The sequence below is a fragment of the Streptomyces sp. NPDC007929 genome, assembly GCF_042959065.1.
Taxonomy (GTDB): domain Bacteria; phylum Actinomycetota; class Actinomycetes; order Streptomycetales; family Streptomycetaceae; genus Streptomyces.
The window spans coordinates 670,902-692,944 of sequence record NZ_JBIBKD010000001.1; the positions used below are offsets into that span (position 1 = coordinate 670,902).

At 72.4% G+C, this 22,043-nt stretch carries 17 protein-coding genes and 1 pseudogene; 11 read left to right on the forward strand and 7 right to left on the reverse strand.

What is annotated here, in order from left to right; translation table 11 throughout:
* Nucleotides 1-46 precede the first annotated feature (46 nt).
* On the reverse strand, nucleotides 47-1,666 hold the full coding sequence (locus ACFZDE_RS03025) for an AMP-binding protein (RefSeq protein WP_391196857.1): 1,620 nt from the start codon (nucleotides 1,664-1,666) through the stop codon (nucleotides 47-49).
* 175 nt (nucleotides 1,667-1,841) lie between these two features.
* Here ACFZDE_RS03025 and ACFZDE_RS03030 point away from each other — a divergent pair, with 175 nt between their 5' ends.
* The 9 genes and pseudogenes from ACFZDE_RS03030 to ACFZDE_RS03070 all read left to right on the forward strand — a co-directional run bounded on the left by ACFZDE_RS03030 (nucleotide 1,842) and on the right by ACFZDE_RS03070 (nucleotide 8,576).
* Entirely contained in the window at nucleotides 1,842-2,642 is an 801-nt protein-coding gene (locus ACFZDE_RS03030) for a crotonase/enoyl-CoA hydratase family protein (RefSeq protein ID WP_391196859.1), read from the forward strand.
* Between the two features lie 119 nt (nucleotides 2,643-2,761).
* Entirely contained in the window at nucleotides 2,762-3,703 is a 942-nt protein-coding gene (locus ACFZDE_RS03035) for an OB-fold domain-containing protein (protein WP_391196862.1), read from the forward strand.
* Complete coding sequence (locus ACFZDE_RS03040) at nucleotides 3,700-4,764, forward strand: thiolase domain-containing protein (RefSeq protein WP_391196865.1); 1,065 nt, start codon at nucleotides 3,700-3,702, stop codon at nucleotides 4,762-4,764. Before ACFZDE_RS03035 ends, ACFZDE_RS03040 begins: the two co-directional genes overlap by 4 nt.
* Nucleotides 4,761-5,927, forward strand: a complete 1,167-nt coding sequence (locus tag ACFZDE_RS03045) for a thiolase domain-containing protein (protein ID WP_391196867.1) — start codon at nucleotides 4,761-4,763, stop codon at nucleotides 5,925-5,927. Before ACFZDE_RS03040 ends, ACFZDE_RS03045 begins: the two co-directional genes overlap by 4 nt.
* Before the next feature lie 82 nt (nucleotides 5,928-6,009).
* Entirely contained in the window at nucleotides 6,010-6,252 is a 243-nt protein-coding gene (locus tag ACFZDE_RS03050) for a DUF397 domain-containing protein (RefSeq protein WP_031141375.1), read from the forward strand.
* 174 nt (nucleotides 6,253-6,426) lie between these two features.
* Entirely contained in the window at nucleotides 6,427-7,329 is a 903-nt protein-coding gene (locus tag ACFZDE_RS03055; protein ID WP_391196868.1) for a universal stress protein, read from the forward strand.
* Between the two features lie 40 nt (nucleotides 7,330-7,369).
* Nucleotides 7,370-7,465 (forward strand): annotated as a pseudogene (locus tag ACFZDE_RS03060) (hypothetical protein); the annotation flags it as partial.
* Between the two features lie 20 nt (nucleotides 7,466-7,485).
* Nucleotides 7,486-8,022 (forward strand): CGNR zinc finger domain-containing protein, encoded by a 537-nt coding sequence (locus ACFZDE_RS03065; protein WP_391196871.1) that lies wholly within the window; start codon nucleotides 7,486-7,488, stop codon nucleotides 8,020-8,022.
* 56 nt (nucleotides 8,023-8,078) lie between these two features.
* Nucleotides 8,079-8,576: a hypothetical protein gene (locus ACFZDE_RS03070; protein WP_390990650.1), complete on the forward strand. Its 498-nt coding sequence runs from the start codon at nucleotides 8,079-8,081 to the stop codon at nucleotides 8,574-8,576.
* Nucleotides 8,577-8,649: 73 nt separating this feature from the next.
* Here ACFZDE_RS03070 and ACFZDE_RS03075 read toward each other — a convergent pair whose 3' ends face one another.
* On the reverse strand, nucleotides 8,650-9,789 hold the full coding sequence (locus ACFZDE_RS03075) for a phosphotransferase (RefSeq protein WP_390990647.1): 1,140 nt from the start codon (nucleotides 9,787-9,789) through the stop codon (nucleotides 8,650-8,652).
* A 232-nt stretch (nucleotides 9,790-10,021) separates the two neighbouring features.
* On the opposite strand from ACFZDE_RS03075, the gene ACFZDE_RS03080 reads away from it, so the two are divergent.
* Nucleotides 10,022-11,515, forward strand: coding sequence for a hypothetical protein (locus tag ACFZDE_RS03080; RefSeq protein WP_391196874.1), 1,494 nt, complete (start codon nucleotides 10,022-10,024; stop codon nucleotides 11,513-11,515).
* A gap of 30 nt (nucleotides 11,516-11,545) precedes the next feature.
* Here the strand turns inward: ACFZDE_RS03080 and ACFZDE_RS03085 are convergent, their stop codons facing one another.
* The 3 genes from ACFZDE_RS03085 to ACFZDE_RS03095 form a co-directional block, all read right to left on the reverse strand.
* Nucleotides 11,546-12,949, reverse strand: coding sequence for a SpoIIE family protein phosphatase (locus ACFZDE_RS03085; RefSeq protein ID WP_391196876.1), 1,404 nt, complete (start codon nucleotides 12,947-12,949; stop codon nucleotides 11,546-11,548).
* 329 nt (nucleotides 12,950-13,278) lie between these two features.
* A complete protein-coding gene (locus tag ACFZDE_RS03090; RefSeq protein WP_390990638.1) occupies nucleotides 13,279-14,373 on the reverse strand; it encodes a chemotaxis protein in 1,095 nt (364 codons plus the stop codon).
* A 50-nt stretch (nucleotides 14,374-14,423) separates the two neighbouring features.
* Nucleotides 14,424-15,995, reverse strand: coding sequence for an alpha/beta fold hydrolase (locus ACFZDE_RS03095; protein WP_391196879.1), 1,572 nt, complete (start codon nucleotides 15,993-15,995; stop codon nucleotides 14,424-14,426).
* Nucleotides 15,996-16,251: 256 nt separating this feature from the next.
* Between ACFZDE_RS03095 and ACFZDE_RS03100 the strand changes: the two genes are divergently transcribed.
* A complete protein-coding gene (locus ACFZDE_RS03100) occupies nucleotides 16,252-16,917 on the forward strand; it encodes a chaplin family protein (RefSeq protein WP_391196882.1) in 666 nt (221 codons plus the stop codon).
* 9 nt (nucleotides 16,918-16,926) lie between these two features.
* Here the strand turns inward: ACFZDE_RS03100 and ACFZDE_RS03105 are convergent, their stop codons facing one another.
* Nucleotides 16,927-17,661, reverse strand: a complete 735-nt coding sequence (locus ACFZDE_RS03105) for a class I SAM-dependent methyltransferase (protein ID WP_390990629.1) — start codon at nucleotides 17,659-17,661, stop codon at nucleotides 16,927-16,929.
* A 6-nt stretch (nucleotides 17,662-17,667) separates the two neighbouring features.
* Nucleotides 17,668-21,972 (reverse strand): aminotransferase class I/II-fold pyridoxal phosphate-dependent enzyme, encoded by a 4,305-nt coding sequence (locus tag ACFZDE_RS03110; RefSeq protein WP_391196884.1) that lies wholly within the window; start codon nucleotides 21,970-21,972, stop codon nucleotides 17,668-17,670.
* Between the last annotated feature and the right edge of the window lie 71 nt (nucleotides 21,973-22,043).

Consider the following 22,043-nt stretch of genomic DNA (forward strand, 5'->3'; position numbering starts at 1 on the left):
CAGTACGTCCGCACGTCACCGGGGGTTCAACGGTGCGGCCGAAGATTCACCCGTCCGCCGTCACGGCCACCTCCCGCGCCCACCGGTAGTCCGCCTTGCCGCTCGGCGAGCGCTGGATCGACTCGGCGATCACCAGCTGGCGCGGGATCTTGTAACCGGCGAGCCGGTCACGGCAGTGGGTCCGGATGTCCTGGAGCGAGGGGCGCGCCGCGCCCGCGCGCAGTTGCACCACGGCCGCCACATGGTGGCCCCACCGGGCGTCCGGCACCCCGGCCACCAGCGCGTCGTAGACGTCCGGGTGGGACTTGAGGGCCTGCTCGACCTCCTCCGGGTACACTTTCTCGCCGCCGGTGTTGATGCACTGCGAGCCACGGCCGAGGACGGTGACCACGCCCTGCTCGTCGACGGTGGCCATGTCGCCGAGCAGCACCCAGCGCTCGCCGTCCCTCTCGAAGAAGGTCGCGGCGCTTTTCACCGGGTCGTTGTAGTAGCCGAGCGGCACGTGTCCGCACTGGGCGACGCGCCCCACCTCGCCGGGCGCCACCGGTTCGCGGGTGGCCGGGTCGACCACCTGGGTGCGGGCGTTGACCCGTACCCTGAATCCCCGCTCCGGGCCGGAGTCCTCGGTCGCCGTTCCGTTGAAGCCCGACTCCGAGGAGCCGAAGTTGTTCAGCAGCATGGCGTTCGGCACCAGCTCCTGGAACTGCCTGCGCACCGTGTCCGACATGATGGCGCCGGACGAGGAGACGCTGAACAGCGACGAGCGGTCGATGTGCCGCAGCGGTCCGCTCAGCGCGTCGATCAGCGGCCGCAGCATCGCGTCGCCCACCAGGGAGATGCTGCTGACCCGCTCCTTCTCCACGGTCCGCAGCACCTCCTCGGGTACGAACTTGCGGTGGATCACCACCCGCTGCCCGAAGTTGAAGCCGATGAACGCGGTGAGGGTGGAGGTGCCGTGCATCAGCGGAGCCGTCGGGAAGAACGTGATTCCCGCACCACCGGCCGCGACCCGTTCCGCCAGCTCCTCCGGCTTCTTCACCGGTTCCCCGGTCGGGGCACCGCCGCCGAGGCCCGCGAAGAAGAGGTCCTCCTGCCGCCACATCACCCCCTTGGGCATCCCGGTCGTGCCCCCGGTGTAGATGATGAACTGGTCGTCCGCCGAGCGCGCCGGGAAGCCCCGGCCGGGCGCCCCCAGGGCCTCCACCCGCGCGAACTCCACACAGTCGACCTCCGCCGCCCCCGGCGCCGGGTCCCCCACCCGGATCAGATGCCGCAGCTTCCGCGCCCGGGGGAGCGCCGCCGCCACCCGGTCGGTGAACTCCGCGTCGAAGACCAGCGCCGCCAGATCCGCGTCCCGGTAGAGGTACACCAACTCCTCTTCGACATAGCGGTAGTTGACATTGACGGGAACGATCCGCGCCTTCAGGCAGCCCAGCACCGTCTGCAGGTACTCCACGCCGTTGTACAGGTGCAGCCCGAGGTGCTCACCGGGCCGTATCCCGCTGTCGAGCAGATGGTGGCCGACGCGGTCGGCCGCCGCGTCCAGCTCCGCGTACGTCAGACGGCGCTCCGCGCCCGTGCCCGGGCGGTCGGCGTACACCAGCGCCTCACGGCCGGGAACGACGTCGACGACCGACTCGAACAGGTCGGCAAGGTTGTACTCCACCGCTCCTCCTGACCCGGGGCGTGCCTGGTATCGGACGGTTCGCCGGTCATCAGAGCAAAGGGCGGTCCAACTGTGAAGGGCCCGAGCGAAAGAATCTGACTGGCTGTCAGAAAACCCTTGAAGTGCCACCCGCCCTACTGCAACCTGTTCTCGTTCCATGAGAGGGGAGTTCGCCATGGGTGGGACGGAACACCTCACCGTGCAGCGCGAAGGCGCCACACTGGTGCTCACGCTCAACCGGCCGGCAGCCAGGAACGCGCTCTCACTGCCGATGCTCGTCGGCCTCCACGACGGCTGGCTCGAAGCCGACGCGGACGACTCGGTCCGCTCGGTCGTCCTCACCGGAGCGGGCGGCGCGTTCTGCTCCGGCATGGACCTCAAGGCCCTCGCCGGGAACGGCATGGCCGGCGAGGAGTACCGCGACCGGCTCAAGGCCGATCCCGACCTGCACTGGAAGGCGATGCTGCGCCACCACCGCCCGCGCAAGCCGGTGATCGCCGCCGTCGAAGGGGCTTGCGTCGCGGGCGGCACCGAGATGCTCCAGGGCACCGACATCCGCGTCGCCGCCGAGTCCGCGACCTTCGGCCTGTTCGAGGTCAAGCGCGGCCTGTTCCCCATCGGCGGCTCCACCGTCCGCCTGCAACGCCAGATCCCGCGCACCCACGCCCTGGAGATGCTCCTCACCGGCCGCCCCTACAGCGCCCGTGAGGCCGCCGCCATCGGCCTGGTCGGCCACGTCGTCCCCGACGGCACCGCGCTGGACAGGGCACTGGAGATCGCCGAGCAGATCAACGCCTGCGGGCCGCTGGCCGTCGAGGCCGTCAAGGCGTCCGTCTACGAGACCGCCGGTATGACCGAGTCCGACGGACTGGCCGCCGAACTCGCCCGCGGCTGGCCGGTGTTCGACACCGCCGACGCCAAGGAGGGTGCCCGGGCCTTCGCGGAGAAGCGACCGCCCGTCTACAAGCGCGCGTAGCGCGGCGCGGGCTCCGGCCGGTTCAGAGCCGCGGGTCGTCGGTGGCCGAGCGCGCAGTTCCCCGCGCCCCCTGGAGGGCGCGCCCCGTGCACGCCGATCACGAAGGAGGCAGGCCCTCGATGTCCGCAGTTCTCAAGGCGCCGCTCGTCGTCGAATTTCCCTTCACCCGCTCCCTCGGCCCTGTCCAGAGCGCCTTCCTGACCGGTCTGCGGGAACGGGTGATCCTCGGAGTGCGGACACGCGACGGCCGCGTCCTCGTCCCGCCCGTCGAGTACGACCCCGTCACCGCCGAGGAACTCCACGACCTGGTCGAAGTCTCCCCGACCGGCACCGTCACGACCTGGGCCTGGAACCCCGCTCCGCGCCGCGGCCAGCCCCTCACCACCCCCTTCGCCTGGGTCCTGGTCCGTCTCGACGGCGCCGACACCGCCCTCCTCCACGCCCTCGACGCCCCCGGCCCCGACGCTGTGCGCACTGGCATGCCGGTCCGCGTCCGCTGGGCGGGCGAACGCACCGGTGCCATCACCGACATCGCCTGCTTCGAGCCCCACGAGGGCCACCGGGCCGAACCGTCCGGCCACACCGGCGCGTTCGAGAACCCCGTCACCGGCATCGTCGCCCCCGCCCGCCTCGACTACACCTACTCGCCCGGCCGCGCCCAGACCGCCTACATCGACGCCCTCTCCGACCGGCGCACCGTCGGTGAACGCTGCCCGTCCTGCCGCAAGGTGTACGTCCCTCCGAGGGGCGCGTGCCCCACCTGCGGGGTGGCCACGTCGGAACAGGTCGAGGTCGGCCCGCGCGGCACCGTGACCACGTTCTGCATCGTCAACATCAAGGCGAAGAACCTCGACATCGAGGTGCCCTACGTCTACGCCCACATCGCCCTCGACGGCGCCGGCCTCGCCCTGCACGGCCGGATCGGCGGCATCCCCTACGACGAGGTCCGCATGGGCCTGCGCGTCGAACCCGTGTGGAGCGACGACGCCCGCCACCCCGACCACTACCGGCCCACGGGCGAACCCGACGCGGACTACGACACCTACAAGGAGCTGCTGTGACGAGCGCACCGCGGGACCGGGAGATCGCCGTCGTAGCCTTCGCCCAGACCCGCCACCGGCGCACCAGCGACGAGCTCTCCGAGGTGGAGATGCTGATGCCGGTGCTGCACGAGGTCCTCGACTCCACCGGCCTGAAGACCGCCGACATCGACTTCACCTGCTCCGGCTCCAGCGACTACCTCGCCGGCCGCGCCTTCTCCTTCACCCTCGCCCTCGACGGCGTCGGCGCCTGGCCCCCGATCTCCGAGTCGCACGTCGAGATGGACGGCGCCTGGGCCCTGTACGAGGCCTGGACGAAACTCCTCACCGGCGACGCCGACACCGCCCTGGTCTACGCCTACGGCAAGTCCTCGCCCGGCTCGGTCCGCGACGTCCTGACCCGCCAGCTCGACCCCTACTACGTGGCGCCCTTGTGGCCCGACTCCGTGGCACTCGCCGCCCTCCAGGCCCAGGCCCTCATCGACGTGGGCAGCGCCGACGAACCCGCACTCGCCGCCATCGCCGCCCGCAACCGCGCGGCGGCCGCCGGCAACCCCCACGCACAACTGCGCGGCCCCGTGCCGCAGGGCGACCACCTCGTACACCCCCTGCGCAGCGGCGACTGCCCGCCCATCGGCGACGGCGCCGCCGCCGTGATCCTCGCGGCGGGGGACCGGGCCCGCGCACTGTGCGCACGCCCCGCCTGGATCCGCGGTATCGACCACCGCATCGAGGCCCACGGCCTCGGCGTGCGCGACCTGACCGACTCGCCGTCCACCCGCCTGGCCGCCGAACGAGCCGGAGCCTTCGAGCGGCCCGTCGACACCGCCGAACTGCACGCACCCTTCACCGCGCAGGAGATCGTCCTGCGCGAGGCCCTCCGACTGGGCGACGAGGTGGACGTGAACCCCTCCGGTGGAGCCCTCGCCGCCAACCCGATCATGGCCGCCGGACTGATCCGCATCGGCGAGGCAGCCGCCCGTATCCACCGCGGCGCCTCCGACCGCGCCCTCGCTCACGCCACCTCCGGCCCCTGCCTCCAGCAGAACCTGGTCGCCGTACTCGAAGGGGAACCCCGATGAGCAAGGAGCCCGTGGCCGTCGTCGGCATCGGCCAGACCAGGCACGTCGCCGCACGCCGGGACGTCTCCCTGGCCGGACTGGTCCGGGAGGCGGCCCGCAGAGCACTCCGGGACGCCGAGCTGACCTGGGCCGACATCGACGCCGTCGTGATCGGCAAGGCCCCCGACTTCTTCGAGGGCGTCATGATGCCGGAGCTCTACCTCGCCGACGCCCTTGGCGCCGTCGGCAAACCCATGCTCCGCGTGCACACCGCCGGCTCGGTCGGCGGCTCCACCGCGCTCGTCGCGGCCAACCTCGTCGCGGCCCGCGTCCACACCACGGTCCTCACCCTCGCCTTCGAAAAGCAGTCCGAGTCCAACGCCATGTGGGGCCTGTCCCTGCCGATCCCCTTCCAGCAGCCCCTGCTCGCCGGGGCCGGCGGATTCTTCGCCCCGCACATCCGCGCCTACATGCGCCGCAGCGGAGCGCCCGAGACCATCGGCGCCCTCGTCGCCTACAAGGACCGCCGCAACGCGCTCAGGAACCCCTACGCCCACCTGCACGAACACGACATCACCCTCGACCGGGTCATGGCCTCGCCCATGCTGTGGGACCCGATCCGCTACTCGGAGACCTGCCCCTCCTCCGACGGCGCCTGCGCCATGATCCTCACCGACCGTGCCGGAGCCGCCCGCGCCCCGCACCCGCCCGCCTGGATGCTCGGCGGCGCGATGCGCAGCGAACCGACCCTCTTCGCCGGCAAGGACTTCGTCTCCCCACGGGCCGGGCGGGACTGCGCCGCCGACGTCTACCGGCAGGCCGGGATCACCGACCCCCGCCGCGAGATCGACGGCGCCGAGATCTACGTGCCGTTCTCCTGGTACGAGCCCATGTGGCTGGAGAACCTCGGCTTGGCCGGCGAGGGCGAGGGCTGGAAGCTCACCGAGGCCGGCGTGACCGAACTGGACGGGGACCTGCCCGTCAACATGTCGGGCGGCGTGCTGTCCACCAACCCCATCGGCGCCTCCGGCATGATCCGCTTCGCGGAAGCCGCCCTCCAGGTGCGCGGGCAGGCCGGAGAACACCAGGTGGACGGGGCTCGCAGGGTCCTCGGACACGCCTACGGCGGCGGATCGCAGTTCTTCTCCATGTGGCTGGTGGGCGACCGGCCCCCGGACTCCTGAAAGGTCCGCCTCACGTGCCCTGTTGGCTGTGGGGCACGATCGCTAGGCTGGCCGCGGACGACGAATCGGGAGGAGCACGGACGTGGCCGAGACCACCACCCAGCAGCGCCCGCTCACGGGCTGGGACAAGCCGGAGCTGGACCTCACCAACGCACAGTGGCAGTCCAGCAGCCAAGGGCGGGGGGATGTCCAGATCGCCTTCGTGGAAGGCTTCATCGCCATGCGGAACAGTGCCCGCCCCGAGAGCCCTTCGCTGATCTTCACGCCCGCCGAGTGGGGCGCGTTCGTGTCGGGAGCGCGGGAAGGAGAGTTCGACCTCACCTGAGACCGGGGCGCCACCTCCCGGAGGCGAGGACTCGACGGCCGAGATCAGACGGCCGATCCGGGGGTGTTCCGCCCGCATTTCCGGACACGCGGCCTGAGGCATCTCCCCGGAGCCACCGCCTGAGTCAGGCTGGCCCCCGGGAGGGACGGTCGAAATCCCGGAGGTGAGGACCCCATGAGCACCCTGCCCGTCGTCGCGGCGGTCGACGGCTCGGACGACAGCCTGCGCGCCCTGGAGTGGGCCGTCGACGCCGCCCGCCGGCGCGCGGCGCCCCTGCGCGTGGCGCACGTACGCCAGTACGCCCACTGGGTCCAGCCCGAGGTGCTCACCGCCGGGCCCGCGGACCAGCGGGACGACTCCGTGCTCGACCACGTCCGCACCCATCTGGCGGACCGCCCCGACCTGCCGGACACGGAGTACGTGGGCCTGGAGGGAGCGGCCGGTGCGGTTCTGCCCGAGCTGGGCTCCGGAGCCCAGCTGCTGGTGCTCGGCTCCCGGGGCCGCGGCGGCTTCACCAGTCTCGTGCTCGGCTCGAACAGCCTGGCCGCCGCCCGCGACGCCGAGTGCCCGGTCGTCGTGGTGCCACGGCCCGGACGCGAGGTGCACGGCGAGCCGCCGGGCGGCCCCGGCTCACGCGTGGTCGTCGGCCTGAAGGTGGACGGCCCCGACGAGGCCACGCTCGAGTTCGCCTTCGCCGAGGCCACCCGGCGTGCCGCCCGGCTCCAGGCGGTCGCCGCCTATCCGTGGCCCGCGCAGCCCTGGATGATGCCCGGGGAGATGCCCCCGGCGCTCGTCGACCAGGACGCCATCGAGGACGAGACCCGCGTCCTCGCCGACGGCTTCCTCGCCCCGTACCGCGAGCGGCATCCGGACGTCCAGGTCGAGCTGGTCCCGGCGGCGGGCGACGCGGCCGGCCATCTCGTCGCGGCCTCCCGGGACGCCGACCTCGTCGTGGTCGGCCGGCACCGGCGGCGGCTGCTCTCGCCCGTCCGCATGATGGGGTCGGTCACCCACGCCGTGCTGCTGCACGCCGCCTGCCCCGTAGCCGTGGTCCCGCCGTCGCCCATGGAGGACTGACCAGGGCGTCCTGGACACGGCCGGGCCTGTCATCGGCCGCATGCGGGAACCGATCAGCAGGGACGCCCGGCTCGCCCTGGACCTCGCCCTCACCCTCCGCCACGACGGCGACGGCGGCGTCACCGACGACCTGACCGACCCGGCGGGACTGACCGAGTGGGTCCGGGCCCACCCCGAGATCCTGCCGGGCACCGCGATCGACCGGCCCGACGACCACCGCGAGGCTCCGCCGCCGGCACCGCACCGCGGCCGGCCGAGGGCGCCGGTGACGGGTTCACCGCCGACGCCGACCAGCTCGCCGCTGTCCGCGCGCTCTTCGCCCGGGCCGTCCGCCCCGGCGCCCCGAGCCCCGCGGACGCGGCCCGCCTCATGCCCGCGGAGGAAGCCGTACGGCACCTGAACGAGGCGGCGGCCCGCGCCCCCACCGTCCCGGTCCTGGACTGGCCCGAAGACGCCACCCCGCTCGTCCACCGCAAGGCCGTCCGCACCGCCGACGATCTGACCGCGGCCCTCGCCCACGCCGTGATCGCCTTCTTGGCCGGTCCCGACCGCGACCGGCTGCGGGCCTGCCACGCGCCGCGCTGCGTGCGGTACTTCCTCAAGGAGCACCCCCGCCAGGAGTGGTGCAAACCCGCCTGCGGCAACCGCGCCCGGGTGGCCCGCCACCACCGGCGCCACAAGGCGACGGCGTAGACCCGGTCCGCCGCCCGCCCCGCACTTCGCAGGCCGGGCCACGTACCATGGGCGACATGTCGTTCCTCCGCCGCCGCAGCGCCACTCCCGCCGGGCCCGACTTCGACGTACTGGCCATGGACCCGGGCGACTGGCCCGGCAACCTCGGCGCGGGACTGCTGCCCGCGCCCGACGGCACCTGCCAGGGCGTCTTCCTGCGCTACGACCTGTTCGGCGGCCGTGGCCCCGCGATGATCATCGGCAATCTGCCGGAGGGCTCCCCGGCCCGCGAGGTCGAAGAGGGCCAGGTCCCCTTCGAGGTGGCCCAGCTGCTGCTGGCACTGGAGAACGAGGAGGAGGTCACGGTCGTCAGCACCGAGGACGTACCGGTGATGCAAGGCGACAACCTGCTGATCGTGCGCCGCGTCAAGCTCTCCGAGAGCCGGATCTCCTGCGTGCAGTTCGACCGCAGCGACAACGTCCTGGTGACCATCGCCGCCTGGGACCGCCCCATCACCGACGACCTCTACGCCCTGCTCAAGCCGCTCCCCGCGGAACTCTTCCAGCAGGGCTGAGCAGCAGCCGGAACCGACCACACGAAAGGGCCGCAGAACGCCGACCCGGCGTCCTGCGGCCCTTTCGTCCCCGTCAGCGAGTGCCGACCGCCGCGCGCACGGCGCGCCGGGCCAACTGGCAGTCGTCGTGCAGCCGCCGCAGCAGCAGCCTCTGCTCCTCGCCGGTCGGCGCAGCACCCGGGTGGGCCGAGCCCGGTGCCGCCGGGGTCGCGTCGTGCATCGAACGCTGCACGGCCGTCTCGTAGGTACGGATCTCACGGGTCAGCACCAGCATCAGATTCACCAGGAAGGCATCCCTGGACGCCGGCCCCGCCGACTGCGCGATCTGGCTGATCTGACGGCGCGCGACCGGTGCGTCCCCGAGCACCGACCACAGCGTCGCCAGGTCGTAACCCGGCAGGTACCAGCCCGCGTGCTCCCAATCCACCAGCACTGGACCGGCCGGTGACAGGAGAATGTTCGACAACAGTGCGTCGCCGTGGCAGAACTGGCCCATGCCCTGCCGTCCGGCCGCCTGTGCGATGCCGTGCAGCAGCTTCTGCAGGTCGCCCAGGTCCCGGTCGGTGAGCAGGCCCAGCTCGTGGTACCGGGAGATGCGGGCCGCGTAGTCGAGCGGGGCGTCGAAGGTGCCCGCCGGCGGCCGCCAGGCGTTGAGCCGGCAGATCGCGCCGAGCGCCGCCCTGATGTCCGCCCGGGGCGGCGCCTCGGCCGGATGCCGCTGGAGCGCCGCCACCCGGCCGGGCATCCGCTCGATCACCAGGGTGCAGTTGTCCGGGTCCGCCGCGATCAGTCTCGGCGCCCGCACGGGTGGGCGGTGCCGGACGAACGAGCGGTATGCCGCTATCTCGTGGCGGATCCGCTCGGACCAGGCGGGGGAGTGGTCGAGTAAACACTTGGCGACGGCCGTGCTGCGGCCGGTCGTGCCGACCAGGAGCACCGACCGGCCGGTGCGGCGCAGGACCTGCACCGGGGCGAACTCCGGGCAGATGCGGTGCACCGACGCGATCGCCGTGCGCAGCTGCGCGCCCTGGGCGCCGGACAAGTCGAGTCTCCCGCTGAGCGGTTGGGTGCCGAGGACCGCGCCGCGCCGAGCCCTGCCCGCACCGAGCACGGGGGCCGCCGGCCGCGCGGGGGCGAGGTAGGGGCCGCTGTCCGCGGGACGCGGGTGCAGCGACCGGGGCGGTGCGGACACGGAGGACGATGCTGCGTACATGGGCGAAACAGATCCCTTCGTGTGCCTGCGACGACAGCGCACCACCCGGCCCGGACGCCCGGGGGAACCCTGGGGAGTGTCCCCGGGGACCGGGTCGGGGTGGCGCTTTCCTACCTGACACCGGATGGCCCGTGGCACACCATCTGGCGCACCCTGGCGAACCCTGGCGAATAGTCGCCCGGCAAGTCTCCCCGGGCTACTGTCAACTCAGCCGAGAACCTGGGGGCTTGACGTGAGCGGACAACCCAACACCCGGCTCGCGGACCTGTTCGGCCTGGCCGGCTGGTCCAAGGGCGAACTCGCGAGGCTGGTCAACCGGCAGGCGGCGGCCATGGGCCATCCCCAGCTGTCGACCGACACCTCCCGGGTGCGGCGGTGGATCGACACGGGAGAGATCCCGCGCGATCCGGTGCCGCGGGTGCTGGCGGCTCTGTTCACCGAGCGTCTCGGCCGTGTCGTGACCATCGAGGACCTCGGTCTGGTCCGGCACGGGCGTACGGGGAAACGGCAGGGCGGCGGGAGCGATGACGCTCCCGACGGTGTGCCGTGGGCGCCCGAGCGGACCGCCGCGGTCCTCACCGAATTCACGGGAATGGACCTCATGCTCAACCGACGCGGCTTGGTGGGCGCGGGCGCCGCGCTCGCCGCGGGATCCGCACTCAGCAACGCCATGCACGACTGGCTGCACTCCGACCCTTCCCTGGCTGCCGACGCCCCCGACCTCGACCACTCCCTGCACGCCGACCCCGCTGGGTTCGACCGTTACGAGGCCGCCCCCATCGGGTCGCAGGAGATCGAGGAACTGGAGCGCTCGGTCGAGGTGTTCCGCGCCTGGGACGCCGCCCGCGGAGGCGGGCTCCAGCGCAAGGCCGTGGTGGGCCAGCTCAACGAGGTGGGCGGCATGCTCGCCTACCGACACCCACCCCATCTCCAGCGGCGCCTGTGGGGCGTGGCCGCCAACCTGGCCGTCCTCGCGGGCTGGATGTCGCACGACGTCGGCCTGGAGCCCACGGCCCAGAAGTACTTCGTCATCGCCGCGCACGCGGCGAGGGAGGGCGGGGACCGGCCCCGCGCGGGCGAGGCACTGTCCCGCGCGGCCCGTCAGATGGTGCACCTGGGCCGGCCGGACGACGCCCTGGACCTGATGAAGCTCGCCACCTCCGGCTCCGGTGAGGAGGTGCTGCCCCGCACCCGGGCGATGCTCTGCACCATCGAGGCCTGGGCCCAGGCCTCCATGGGCAAGGGCCAGGCGATGCGCCGCACGCTCGGGCGGGCGGAGGACCTGTTCGTCTCCGACAAGGCCGATGTGCCGCCGCCGGACTGGATGCAGACCTTCAAGGAGGAGGACCTCTACGGCATGCAGGCCCTGGCCTACCGCACGCTCGCCGAGTTCGAGCCGGGCGCGGCCGCCCATGCCCAGCACTACGCGGAGAAGGCCCTCGCCCTGCGGGTCGACGGCCGACAGCGGTCGAAGATCTTCGACTACCTGTCGATGGCCTCGGCCTGCTTCATCGCCGACGACCCCGAACAGGCCGACCGGTACGCGCGACTGGCCCTGGTGTCCATGGGATCCAACTCCTCCCATCGCACCTGGGACCGGCTCCGCCAGATGTACCGCCTCACCGCGGAGTACTCCGGCTACCCGAGGATCCAGGAGCTGAGGGAGGAGATCAAGCTCGCCCTGCCGAAGACGAAGGGCCGGGGCGGCAACCGGGCGCAGGCGTGAGATGCCTGGGGCCGCGCGGGCCCGGGATTCCTACGACATCACCTTGGCGACGAGCACACAGGCGTTGTCCTCGCGCTCGCTCGCGCCGAACTCCTCGACCACGGTCCGTACGCAGTCCTCAGCGGTGCGGTCCCCGGCCAGGCGCGGTGCCAGGCCGAGGAGGAGGTTCGCGGCCGCCGACCCGGTGTGCCCGGGCACCAGCCCGTCGGTGTGCAGGAGCAGCAGGTCGCCCACCTGGAGTGTCTCTTCGGCCTGCCCGTACACGGCGCCCGAGGTGGCGCCGAGCAGGACGCCGTCGGGTGCGTTCAGCGCGTGCCCCGTCCCGTCGCGGAACAGCAGCGGGGCGGGGTGTCCGGCCTGCGCCCACGCCAGGGTGCGGGTTTCCGGCCGGTAGCGGCAGCAGACGGCGCTGCCCAGGGCGGGTTGCACGGTGGCGTCGAGTAACTGGTTCAGCCAGGCCATCAACGGCCCCGGCTGGGCACCGGCGATGGCCATGCCGCGTACGGCACCGAGCAGCATGGTCATGTTCGAGGTGACGCCGACTCCCTGGCCGGTGAGTTCGCCGACGCTGAGGAGCGTTGCGCCGTCGGTGAGTTCGAGGGCGTCGTACCAGTCGCCGCCGATCATCGAGTGCGCCGACGCCGGCAGGTGCCGGGACGCGAGGTCGAGGGTCCTGGGACCCCGGTGCGGGAGCCGCAGGGTGCCGCGCCACGGTGGGAGCACGGCCTCCTGCAGCTCGACCGCGAGCCGGTGCTCGCTGCGCGCGGCCTCCTGCCGGTGGTGGAGCGAGTCACGGGTCTCGCTCACCACCCGCTGGCTGCGGCGCAGTTCGCTGACGTCGCGCAGCACGGCCCACATCGAGGCGGTGCTGCCGTCGGTGTCGAGCACCGGTTCGCCCATCATGTGCACCGTCCGTACGTCGCCACCGCGGCGGGCGATGCGGAACTCGCCGTCGATGGGCCGGGCGTCGATGAGGCAGCCGGTGACCATCGCCGTCAGTTTCGGCCGGTCCTCGTCCACCACCAGCGACGGCAGTTCGTCGAGGGTGAGCGGGGGAGCGGCCGGGTCGCGGCCGAGGATCTGGTAGAGCTCCCCGGACCAACTGGCCTCGTCGGTCAGCAGGTTCCACTCGGCGCTGCCGACCCGGCTGAGGAGGGAGCCCGGTGCGGCGGCGGGAGCGTCCGGGACCGCCGTGGGCGGGGGGCCGTCCCGCAGCTGGGCCAGGTGCTCGTCGAGGTCGCTGAGCTGGTGCAGGGCGAGGTCGTACAGGGCGCGCTGCCAGCGTTCGCGCGGGTGGTCCGAGCCGTCGGCGGCGTCGCGGCGCACCGCGTCCACGTCGCCCTTGAGCCGCCGCGTCTGCGATATGAGCGCGTCGACCGAGCCCCGTCCGGGCGGCTGGGCGGCTGGACGGTCCGCGGAGAGGTGGGACGGCATGACGCACTCCGATGCGGGGACGGTACGACCAAGGCGGACGGAGGGACCGTTACGACTGTTGCACAGCCCGCGACGCCCTGTAAGGGATTCGGCGACACACGATACGGTGGTGCTTCTGGCATATGCCACCGTCTCGCGGAGTTACTCCGAGGTAGCCGCCACATGCGCCGCTCGGAGATCCAAGTCGTAGATTACACAGGGCATTTGACGCTCCGTCGGGACGGTGTGCGAGGCCCTCCGGGTGTTCGACGGCCCTGTGTTCGAGCCCTGTTGCGCAGGGGGCTCCAGGGCCGTCGTGTGCCGCCCGGGGGTACCGCCCGGTAGTCAGGTCAGTACCGCAGCACCCCGGCCATGCCGTCCGCCTCCCCGAGGGTTCCGTCCGGTACGAAGCGGACGTCGGCGCCGGTCTCCAGGCACTGCTCGACGATCTCGTCCACGATGTCGTCGCGGGAGTCGAGGTCGCCGCTGTCGGCGAGGATCAGATGATCCCCGGCGTCGCGGACCGTCACGCGGTAGTTCTCCTCGACGGCCAGCAGCCGGACGCGGCCGTCCCGGGCGCTCTGCCACAGCTCGTCGACGCCCGCGGCGAACTCCCGCCGCCCGCGGGCCGTTTCGAGGGCGCGGGTCACGGCGTCCGTGCTCCTGCGGGCCTCCGCCTCGACGACCGGGCGCACCGCCTGCCAGACGACCTCGGGGGTGCCGTGCGCGAGTCCGCCGTGCGGGATGTGCACGGCGTTGCGGGCGGTGCCGCCGACTTCGTCCAGCAGGGAGAGGGCGGCCGGTTCACCGGTGACGTACAGCTGCCGGGGGTGCTCGCGCAGTACGGCGTTCATCGCGGTGTCGGTCTCGCGGAGGAACTGCCGGGTGCGCTCCTCGCGGAACGCGCTCGGCGTGTCGCCGATCCGCTGCTGCCGCTCCGGGTCGAAGTTCTCCACGCGCCGGGTCAGTGGGAAGCCGCCGACGCGGGCCTCGGTGACCCGGTCCACGCCGCCGCTCCACAGGGTGGCGCGGTCCGCTGCGAGCGACAGGACCCAGATGGGGCGCCCGGCCGTCTGCGCGGACACCAGGTTGCGGGTGAGGAAGGTGTCCGAGAGCACCACGCGTTCGGGTACGGGCCTGGCCAGTGACCACACCTGGTGCTCACCGGGGGCGGCGAAGATCGCGAGGCCGTCCTCGGCGTGGGTCAGGTCCACCTCCGACAGGGCCCGGTCGAGGTGCCCGGAGACCTCCGCGCGTCGCTCCCGGGTGACGGCCGGATCGGTCTCCAGCTGCCTCTTCGCCTCGGCCACCGCGTTGCGCAGCCGGACCTGGTCCTGGGCGTTGTAGGGATCACGCCGGTGTGTCGGCGTCAGCACGGAGACCGCGGGGTAGGGGCGCGGACGCCGCAGCTCGGCAAGGGTCGCGGGACTCAGAACGCTCTCCATGACAGAACGATAGAGCGAATTCGCGATGGGGGCATTTGGGGCAATCGATCTCACTCGTCGTCGCGGTCGGAACCGCAGGAACTGCCGTCCGGCGGAAGGGTTCCGTACAGCAGGAACGCGTCGACCTTGCCGTGCACGCACTTGGACGAGCCGTAGCCGGTGTGGCCCTCGCCCCGGTTGTCCAGCACCACGGCCGACGAGCCGAGCCGCTCGGCGGTCTCCAGCGTCCAGCGGTACGGCGTGGCCGGGTCGCCCCGGGTGCCGACGAGCAGCATCCTCGGCGTGTCGACGTCCTTGACGTCGTCGCGGATGTAGTCGGTGCCCTTGGGGCGGCCGTAGCACATCAGCACCTGGGTGAGCCGGTAGCGGCCGAAGACCGGTGACGCCTGCTCGTAGCGGGCGCGCAGCCGGCCGAGGTCCTCGGTGACCTGCGCGGCGGTGGGGCGGTCGGGGTCGTCCGCGCAGTTGACCGCCATCAGTGCCGCCGGAAGGTTGTCGAGGGGCACGTCGGCCGGGTCGGTCAGCCCGGCGTGCGGGCCGCGCCGCGAGGGCAGGGTGAAGCCCCCGGACAGGAACATCTCCAGGCCACGCGTGTCACCGTCCTCGAGGAGCCGGCCGATGGCCCGTTGCAGCGAGGGCCACAGCTCCCTGCTGTAGAGGCCCTGGCCGAGGGCGCCCGCGAAGTCCTGGCCGGTGAACGCCTCACCGAAGTCGGTCGGCAGCGGGTCCCGGTCGAGCGACTCGACCACCTCCACGACATGTTCCCTGGCCTCTCGCGGATTGCGTCCGAACGGGCAGGCGATGTCCTCGGTGCACCAGGTCAGGAAGCTCTCCAGGGCGGTCTGCTGCCCCTGGGCGCTCACCACGCCCTGGTCGGCCAGCGGCTCGGTCAGCGTGTCGACGCCGTCCAGCACCATCCGGCCGACGTTCTCGGGGTACTGGGCCGCGTACACCGCGCCGAGCCGACTCCCGTAGGAGAAGCCCAGGTAGTTGAGCTTGTCGTCGCCGAGCGCGTCGCGCATGACGTCCAGGTCGCGGGCGGCGTTGACCGTGCCGATGTGGGGCAGGACCGGGCCGGAGTGCTCGGCGCACTCGGTGGCCGCCGCCCGCAGCTGTTCGAGCACGGCCTGGGGGTCGGTCACGTCGGCGTCGCCGTCCGTCGCCTCCAGGGCGCCCTCCGAGGCGTTTCCGCAGCTGACGGGCGAGGAGCGGCCGACGCCGCGGGGGTCGAAGGAGACGACGTCGTAGCCGTTCGTCAGCCCCATGAACTCCTTGCCGCCCATGGCGAGTTGCGCCACGCCCTGGCCGCCCGGGCCGCCGAAGTTCAGCAGCAGCGAGCCCCGGGAGGCGCCGGTGGCCCGGTAGCGGGCGACGGCGAGGTCGAGGGTGCCCTTGCCCGGCTCCGCGTAGTCGAGCGGGACGGTGACCTTCCCGCACTGGAGATCCTTCGGCATGTCCATACCTGGGCATTTCGACCAGGTGACCTTCTGGTCGTAGAAGCGGGTGAGCCCGGGTGGTGGGTCGTCGGCGGCCGGCAGTGCCGTGCCCAGCAGGGCCAGTCCGGCCGTGCCGGTGACCGCGCAGCGCCGTATCGAGGGGCGCGTGGACAGCTTGGCCAGCATCGGTGCCTCCAAGGACGCGGGGCGCCCCGCAGCGGACCGGGATCGGCGCCCTCGCTCACCATAAGCGGGCCCCGGAAGCCGCGCCTCCGGACGGGGGAGGCTCCCCGAGGCCGCATACGAAGGGCTTTACCGCTAGTTCGACAACCGGGCCGCTCGATGGAGTGAAAGGCGGATAAGCCATAACTCGCACCGGATGTCCCGCGTTCTCCGGGGTGCGGGCGAGTGCTCGCGACGATGTCTGGAAGGCAGGGGTCCCATGAGACGGGTTACCCGAAACGGAGTGATCGCCGTCGCCGCCGCCTCGGGCGCGATGGCCGTGACCGTCCCCGCGTACGCGGCTTCCGGCGCGGACGGCGCCACGGCCGGTTCGCCCGGGGTGGTCTCCGGCAACACCGTCCAGCTGCCGGTGCACGCTCCGGTGAACGTGTGCGGCAACACCGTGAACGTGGTGGGGCTCCTGAACCCCGCCGCCGGCAACCGGTGCGCGAACCAGGACGACGGGCGGGGCGGACGGCCGAGCCGGTCCGGTGGCGCGGTCGCCGACGGCGGTGGTGCGGATTCACCGGGCGTGGTCTCCGGCAACGCCGTGCAACTGCCCGTCGACCTCCCGGTCAACGTCACCGGCAACTCGGTGAACGTGGTCGGCATCGGCAACCCGGCCACCGGCAACGCGTCCTCGAACACGCCCGGTGAGCAGCGCCCCGTGCGCCCCCAGCAGCCGCCGAAGCCGGTCCCGAAGCCGACCCCGCCGCCCCGGCCGAACCCGGCCACCGAACCCGCTCCGCACACCGTCCCGCACGCCGGGGCCGCCCTGGCGCACACGGGTACGGACCACACCCTCCAGGCCGTCGCGGCGAGCGCCGCGCTGGTCGCCGGGGGAGTGGTGCTGCGCCGCAGGTTCCGTCCCGGTTCGGACGCCTGACCCCGCGGGCTAAACCGCCTCCGCCACCCCCGTGAGCAGGACCATCCCCGAGTCCCCGTAGTCCGGCAGGGTCGGGTCCATGTCGATGTGGGTCACCACCAGGTCCCGGGTCAGGGGCGTGAAGACCTCCGTGACGGCCGCCGGGCTCACCGGACAGCCCGGCCAGCGGGAAGCGGGCCCGATGCGGTACGTCGGCATGTTCTCCATGAACGCGGCGACCAGGTGACCACCCGGCCGTGCCGTGCGGACGAAGGTGCGGCACAGGTCGGCGAACTCGGCGAAGTCCTCCGTCACGCTCTCGGCCACGAAGTGCATGGAGGCCAGTTCGTACGAGCCCGGCGGCAGCGCCCGGACGTCGGCGTGCACGATGTGCACCGGGGCCAGCGCACCGGCCAGCGTCGCGGGCAGCTCGGGGTTGAGCCGACGGCACAGCTCGTGGAAGGGCAGCCAGCTCGCGTCCAGCCGGTGACAGATCTGGTCCTCCAGGTAGGAGACATTGCCCGCTCCGGCCTCCACGGCGTCGATCCTGCGGCACGCGGCGGACGCGAGCATCAGCGGATACAGGTTGGGGCCCGCGCCGAACTCCACCGAACGGGCGATCCCGCCGGGCGGCAGGTTCCGGTAGAACGCGGAGTGGTGCGCGATGACCGCCGCGTCCGAGGCGTGCACCTCGCGGTAGTTCTCCGCGAGGTAGTCGGCGACCGGCCAGCGGTCCCAGTCCACGTCGTCGTTGTGCGTCGTCATGGCCGGCTAGCCCTTCATCCGCAGCGGGAACCGCTCGGCCAACCGGTTCATGGTCCCGTTCAGATGGTCGATGTCCTCGTCGGAGTTGAGAGCGGTGAGCTGGACGCGGAACCCCACCCGGTCCCGGGGGACCAGCGGATAGGCGGCCAGCGTCACATAGACGCCCTCCTCCCACAGGAACGCGGCGACCGCGTCCAGGTCGGCCGGGTTCGCCAGCGGCACCTCCACGATCGGAAGCCGGTCCGAGTTGAGGGTGTTCACCCCCATGCCGTCCAGATGGTCGAGCACCCGGACCGTCTTGCGGTACAGGTCGGCCCGGATCGCGTCCCCCCGGCGCTCGTTGACGTCCAGCCCGGCGAGCGCGGTCGCCAGGGACGCCGTCGGCGACGGCCCCGAGTACAGATAGGGCGCCGCCAGCGTCTTCAGCCGGTTCTTGAGCTCCGACGGCAGCGCGAGGAACGCCAGCAACGACGAGTACGCCTTCGAGAACCCGCCCACCAGCACGACCCCCTCGTACGACTCCCCGGTGTGCCGCACCACGCAGTTGCCGCGCATGCCGTACGGGCACGTCTCGGCCGGATCGCGCTCCCCGATGACTCCGAATCCGTGCGCGTCGTCCACGTACAGCGTCGCCCCCTCGGAACGGCACACCGACGCCAGGGAGGGCAGGTCGGGGATGTTGCCGCTCATGCTGTTGACGCCGTCCAGGCACACCAGCCGCGGTGTCCCCGGCGGTGTCCCGGCCAGCTGGGTGCGCAGGTCGTCGAGCCGGTCGGCGTGGAAGCGGTGCAGGGTCGCGCCCTGCGCCCGGGCCACCACACAGCCGTCGTAGACCGTGCGGTGCGCGGTCGCCTCCACGAAGACGTGCCCGTCCTGGGCGAGCGCCGGGATCACCGAGGAGTGCACCAGCGTCAGCGTGGGCAGCAGCAGGGTGTCCTGCGCGCCCAGCAGCGCGGCCAGCCGTTCCTCGATGTCGGGGTACAGCCGGGGGCTGCCCAGCAGCCGCGACCAGCTGGGGTGCGTGCCCCACCGGCGGACCGCGGGATCGACCGCCTCCATGACCTCCGGGTCCCAGTCGAAACCCAGGTAGTTGCACGACGCGAAGTCGATCAGCCAGTGGTCGCCGCTGCGGATGTGCCGCCCGCGCACCTCGTCCAGGACGGCGTCGCTCATCGGGCTGGTGCGCCGCAGATGCTCCAGGTCCGCCCAGCGCGCCTCCCGGCGTCCCCGGGCGGCGTCCACCCGGGGGCGCGGCGTGTGGGGCGACGCGAACGGACGGGCGCTCGGCTCGCGCAGCACGTGCGCGCTCTGCTCCACCGTCATCGGCCGGGCGAACAGGAAGCCCTGCCCGAACCGGCATCCCATGCTCGCCAGCAGATCCCGCTGCGCGGCGTCCTCGATGCCCTCGGCGATGACCTGAAGGCCCAGCGTGTCGGCGATCCGCACGATGCCCTCGACCAGGGCGACCTGCTGGGCGTCGCGCGCGATGTCGTCGATGAACGACTTGTCGATCTTCAGCACGTCGATGGGGAAGTCCCGCAGATAGCGCAGCGAGGAGAAGCCGGTGCCGAAGTCGTCGACGGCGATGTGCACCCCGAGGTCCTTCAGCGTGGTCAGTACCGTCTGGAGCCGGTCGTCGCGGTGCAGCAGCACCGTCTCGGTCAGCTCCAGCTGGAGCGATCCCGGCTCCAGGCCCGGTGTGCTCAGCGCCTCCCCGACCTGCTCGATGAACCCGGCGTCGCGGAACTGCCGGGCCGAGACGTTCACACTGACGTACGGCGGACGGGCGGGCCCGGGCAGGTGCTGCAGGTTCACGATGTCGCTGACCGCGTTCTCCAGCACCCACGAGCCCAGCGGCGCGATGTGCCCGGTCTCCTCGGCCAGGCCGATGAACTGGTCCGGCATGACGGGCGGCCGCTGCTCGTGCGGCCACCGCACCAACGCCTCGAACCCGACGACCTCGCCCGCCGTGATGTCCACGACCGGCTGGTAGCGCAGCGCGAACGCCTTGTCGGCGACCGCCTGGGCCAGCTGCGACTGCAGATCGTGCCGCTCGACCATGCGGCTGCGCAGCAGCGGCTTGAAGCGGCGCCACTGCCGCTTGCCCGCCGCCTTCGCCGCGTACAGCGCCAGGTCGGCATGGCCCAGCAGTTCCTCGGCGTCCGTGCTGTCGCGCGCGGTGGCAACGCCCACGCTGGCGGACACCGGCACCGACTCGTCGGCCAGGTCGAAGGGGCGGCTCAGCGTCTGGATCACCTGGGCGGCCAGCAGTTCGGCGTCCAGGGGCTGCTTGGCGTCCTCCATGAGCACGGCGAACTCGTCCCCGCCGAGCCGGGCCGCGGTGTCGGTGCGCCGCAGCGCCCTGGACAGCCGGTTGCCGACCGCGACCAGCAGCTGGTCGCCCGCACGGTGCCCCATCGTGTCGTTGACCAGTTTGAAGTCGTCGAGGTCGATGAAGAGCAGACAGGTCAGGGACGACTCGCGCCGCCCGCGCAGCAGGGCGCGCTCGATCCGCTCCAGCAGCAGCGTCCGGTTGGGCAGGCCGGTGAGCGAGTCGTGGAAGGCCCGCTGGGTCAGCTCCTGCTCCAGCCGCCGCTGCTCGGTGACGTCCCGCAGGGTCACCACCAGGCCGGACACGGTCCGCTCGTCCCGGAAGTCGCTGAAGCGGACCTCCACCTCGACACGCGCCTCCCGGCGCCGTACCCACCAGTGGTCGTGCCCGGCCCCCGACCCCCGCTCCCGTACGGCGGTCAGCCCGCGCGCCGCCCGCTCCCGGTCCCCCGGGTCCACCAGCTCGGGCAGCGGCACGCCGACGAGGTCGTCGGTGCCGAACACGCTCCGTGCGGACGGGCTGGCGTACCGGATGGTGTCGTTGTCCTCCAGGATCAGGATCACGTCGGAGGTGTTGCGGACGAGGGTGCGGAAGTACGCCTCGTTCTCGCGCCGGACCACCTCCTGGCGCAGCGAGACCCGCTCCATGGCCAGGCCCGCGTGGGAGGCCAGGATCTCCAGGGAGCCCCAGGTCTCGTTGAGCTGCCGTTCGGGGGCGGCGACCAGCAGGGTGCCCGGCACGTCTCCGGTCGGCCGGTCCGGCTGCGTCATGGGGCACGCCAGGACCGACGGCAGGCCGTTCAGCCCGGCGGCGATCTCGGGGGCGAGGGCGGCCGGGCTCACCAGCCGGGTGCCGCGGGCGCTCAGGTCGGCCGCCTGCGCCGTCGGCAGCAGCATGGTCCGGTGCGGTACGTCCGGGCCCATCAGGTGGTCCACCGCCTTGCGGCAGGACTGGTCGACCTCCTCCTGGCGGAAGGCGGAGACCAGCGACGCGGCGGCTTCCCGCAGGGCGAGTTCGCGCGTCACCGCGTGCCGGTGCGCCACGACCATCCCCGCCAGCCGCGCGATCACCAGCAGGAACAGCACGCCCGAGAAGGCCGCGATCACGGCGGCGTCCCGGGTATGGCCGCTCAGGCCCTCCCAGAGCAGGATCCCCGGCGCGATGAGCGTGGCCACGGCGAGCATGACCAGCCTGCGTGGTGGCGGCAGCAGGGACTCCCGCTGCGGCACGGAAGCCGTCAGCTCCACCATGGACGGATGCAGCGCCGCCAGGCCCCAGGCGGTGTAGAAGGCGACCCAGCCGAGATCCAGCAGGCTGCCGGTCTCCCACACGTCGTACAGCTGCAGGATTCCGTAGGCGATGTCGGTGACGAGCAGGGTCACCGTGCCGGCGACCAGCAGCCGTACGGCGCGGTTGGATCCGTGGAGCGGGCTGGGGGTGAGCAGCCGGACCAGCAGGGCCAGCACGAGGATGTCGCCGAGGGGGTAGGCGATGCTGATGGCGCGCTGCTGCCAGGTCATGCCCTGCACCACGGTCAGCGGTTGCACCAGGTAGACCCAGACGGGCAGCGCGAGGCCGGCGGTGACGATCAGCGCGTCGAGCAGGCTCGGCAGGTCGCGGTCGGCCCACCGGTGGCGCACCAGCCCCGACAGGCCGATCGCGATGAGCGGATACATCGCCAGGTAGCAGGCGTCGGCCGGGGACGGGAACGGGTTGGAGGCCCCCAGGTACTGCTCCATCACGAAGTAGTACGTGTCACCCGCGATGAAGACGAGCAGGCCTGCCGCCAGCATCCACCAGGGCCATTGATGGGCGGGCCGGTACAGACGTGTACCGATCACGATGGCGGCGACTCCGGCCAGCCCCATCACGGCCCACATGACGGGAACCATCACCGGGACGGTCATGTACACGACGGTGACGACCGCGACCACCGTGATGTAGACGGGAACGAGCCGACGTGCCGGCAGCGAGGACATGTGCCTCCCCCCATCGGGGAGACCGGGGCGGGTGCCTGGTCTTACACCTGGGTCAACTGGAATCGATCGTA